Below are 3,875 nucleotides of genomic sequence, written 5' to 3'. Positions count from 1 at the left end.
CAAATCTCCAGATACTATGAAAGCCACTATGGCAAGTACATAAAAAGAAAACTTTTTCATTATAGCTTATTTTTTAATAATTAAGATATACCCAGCCAGTTCTGGTTTTGTTTCCGTCACTGAAATAAAGCACATAGAAATAAGTACCTACCGGTAAAATGTTTCCATTTTTATCTTGTCCGTGCCACTCATCTGTGTAATTGGTGTAGGTGTATATTTCGGTTCCTAAACGGTTAAACATTTGTATTCTCTCTACATTTAATCCGGTTAAGTCAAAATTGTCATTCAATCCGGCAGATGCATTTGGAGAAATACCTTGAGGTATATCACAGAAGATGCTTTCTACAGCAATAGTGCTATCAGAAATACACCCGTCAGCCGAGGTAATGGTAACAACGTAATCACCAACCATTGTAGCTGTAATAGACTGTGATGAGCCTGCCATGCTTCCGTCTGGAGCTGTCCACTCAAAAGTAACACCTGTTAAATCTGTAATGTTAGTCGGTTCAGCAGTTAAAACATAGTTATTTAAGCCTTCGCAACCTCCTACAAACGCTACTTCTACAGGAGCGTATATAGTAATATCTACACTATATTCTGTGTCACAATTAGTATTGGTAGCTGGTGGTAAAGCATAGGTTACTGTATAAGTACCTGGTGTACTTTGTGCTACACTTATTTCACCTGTAGTTTCATCTATTACTAATCCTGCATCAGACGTAAAGGTTCCGCCCATACTAAAGTCAGCAGCAAGGGTAGGGATAATGTTTGCTTCATTATAACATACCTCAGGGGTGTCATAGTCAAACTCTACTACGTATACATCATAAATAATTTCTAACACATCCGAACAATATGTACCGTTCCATTCATAGAAGTAACTACCAGGAGCATCAAAACCAGAAATAGTTGTTGAGTTTGATGTTGGGTCTGCAATTACGGTTCCATCTGTAGAATCTACAGCTGACCAAAATCCACCACCAGCGGCAGTAACAACCGCATTTGTATCGTCACAATCAATAGTTAACGGATTGGCTACAGTAATACTATTATCTGCAGTAAAACTAACCGCGTCTAAGAAGTTACCAATAGAAGGATCTCCTGTAACGGTTTGCGAAGCCTGAAATATAAAACGCGTCACGGGTTGTGCGCTAGGTGTTGTGTGTGTTCCTGTATTAAGTACCCAAGCCGAATCATCTGCTTGAAAAGTCCCTACTTCTACATATGGTCCACCAGGAGGTCCTGAAAGTAATTTACACTCGTCAAAACCACCAGGTCTCCTTGCTCTATGTGCAAATGAATAGGTAAATGTAGTAGCAGCTGGTGTTTGGTAATCCTGGTAAACACCTTGATCTAAAGAAGTATTGGTTGCATTTAATTCAATAAACTGATTTCCTGAATACGAAGGAACACTTTCAAAATTCGGAGTTGGCCAAATTTCAATCAATCCATCCGTTGCAGTTGTTCTCCATCCTTGAACTAAATTATGACTTACCTGAGGTGGATAAATACCTGATACTACAGGTAATTCAAAATCACTATTAATAGTTCTAATAGCACAATTAAAACTATCTTGATTTGCAGGTAAAGAAGGTATATTAATACATAAATCAAATTGTGTGTTATAACTAGCTGTTGTATTATCGGTAATCTTAATATAGTATACTTGTCCTACAACTAAGTCCGTTTGTAAAATATTATTTACCGTAGTACAATATAACTCTGCTAAACTACCACAAGAACCTTCATATAAAGTTAAAACAACATCATCAAAATTTCCTTCTAAAGAACCACTATCAGAAATAGGATCCATCATTTCAATTTCATGAACAGTGCTTGTAGCAATAAAAGAATACCATAAATCTCCATTGTTATTAGTGCTGCAAGAATCTGATGTTGTAGATGGTGTGGCTCCTGTAAAAGTAACAGGTGTTATCTGGGTACAAGTATCATCTGTATTTACAGGTACATCTATAGCTCCTTCACACTCATCATTTGCTGCACTAGTAGTAAAACTTTCAGGTCCTGAAGTAAAGCTTAAATCAGCAGGTCCGCAGACTGCTAATACATAAAAATCATATTCAGTTAATGGGTTTAATCCGGTAACTGTATAAGGTATGGTGGTAGTAGTAGTTCCGGTAACACCTGTGATAGAACTTCCTGCAGGTACTACAATTACTTGCCATTCTGTTTCAGCACCGCCAGCTGTCCAACTTAAGTCGGCTTCAGTAGAGGTGATGTTAGCTACGCTTAGTGCCGTAGGTTGTGGACATGTAATAGGAGCACAGTATACGTTACCTGTATAAATATCAGAACCTGCTAAACTACCGCTTCCAGAAGGTAATGTAAATTCAACTTGGCTGCCATAATCATTTACAACTGTCATACCTACCTCGTTAGTCCAAGATCCAGAGTTCCAGTGAATAGTAAATGGAGCGTTGTTACATAACCCTATAGAGGTAGAACCACTACTTCCTGAGTTTAAAGTGATGGTTTCTATAACTACACCGTTTTGCATAATGTCCATGGTGTTACCATTCCAACCATCTCCAAATGTATCGGTCATGTTGAAAGTATATGTACACTGGTCAGATACTGGACACATAGCGGTGTCAAAAGCATAAGGACCTGTCCAATTACTAACGTCGGTACCACTACAAACACTTCTTACCCAGAAATAGTAAGAGGTAGTAGCAGTTAGGCCTGTTAAAGTTGTGCTGGTGTTAGTCGTGTTTCCACTAGGTGTAGTAGAACCAGTTGGTGCCGTATTAGTTGTTGAATAATAATAATCGTAAGAAGTTGGTGCTACCGCTGGTGCATCCCAAGATAAAATGGCATCTGAATTAGTAATACCACTTGATGTAATGTTATCTGGTGCTGGACAAGCATCTAACAATTGGGCAGATGCTGCAAAAATATTTGCTATACCACCAGAGTTTCTAGTAATTAAAACAGAACCTATTAACTTGGTTTGATTAGTCACATCAATCGGAATACTAAGTCTATACAATCTAGGGTTGTTAGAAAGGTTAGAGATTCCATCTGTGTTTACATTTACTCTCCCTACACCTGTAACTTCTACCGGTAGTGCCGTACTATTAAACCAATCTGGTACCGTGTTAGCTGTTGCTGTTTGTGTTGTTCCATCTGTAAACTGTATATCAACAGTAATAACAGAAGAACCACTCCCAGATGTAGTTAATAAATAAAGATTAGTAGCATTTACTTGATTAGAAAACACCAAGGTTCCATTAGTAACTGTACTACCAAGTCGTAATGAATTGTTTGCAGAATAATCAGCTAATTGAAAGGATAAGCCTGTAATATTCGGGCTTGAATAAAACCCTCCGGCAACTAAACCATTTGTAGGTGTTGTACCTGTTCCCGGATTAAAATCTGCAGCCATTAATGCATAACTGTCATCATCTAAAATGTTGGATGTTGATGAAGCTGCACTTCCAGAACCATTGGCTATAACGTCTTCATTATAACCAGAAGTAACGGAAAGCACTTCATAGGTTTGTCCATTGATGTAATGAACAACAAGAAAACAAATAAGTAATAATAATTTTCTCATAAATTTAATTTATGTTATTAATGTTGGATGAAATATTAAAAAGTTTTCAGTAAAGAAAACTGGTTAATCAATTGTGTTTGTAAACATATCAAGACTATGTTATGTGAGCTTGTATGAATATGCAAACGTCTTGTTTTTACGCTCTTGTGTTAAAATAGCAAATAAAAATTAACACAAAAGTAAAAAATTAACGTCATTATTAAGATAGTTTTATCAAAAAAGCCGGTGATTGTTATTCTTAACAATCTAAGGGGGTAGTAATCTGAGATTTTAATAATATTTTTTGTTTTACTTACTA

At 36.8% G+C, this 3,875-nt stretch carries 1 protein-coding gene; it reads right to left on the bottom strand.

The features are described from left to right. Positions 1-73 precede the first annotated feature (73 nt). Positions 74-3,577 (bottom strand): gliding motility-associated C-terminal domain-containing protein, encoded by a 3,504-nt coding sequence (locus Y10_RS16900; RefSeq protein WP_281766598.1) that lies wholly within the window; start codon positions 3,575-3,577, stop codon positions 74-76. Positions 3,578-3,875 lie beyond the last annotated feature (298 nt).

It is taken from the genome of Neptunitalea lumnitzerae (assembly GCF_027924185.1).
In the GTDB taxonomy this organism is placed as follows: domain Bacteria; phylum Bacteroidota; class Bacteroidia; order Flavobacteriales; family Flavobacteriaceae; genus Neptunitalea; species Neptunitalea lumnitzerae.
Note: the sequence above shows the minus strand (reverse complement) of the source record. Positions and strands in the feature narration are given on the sequence as shown.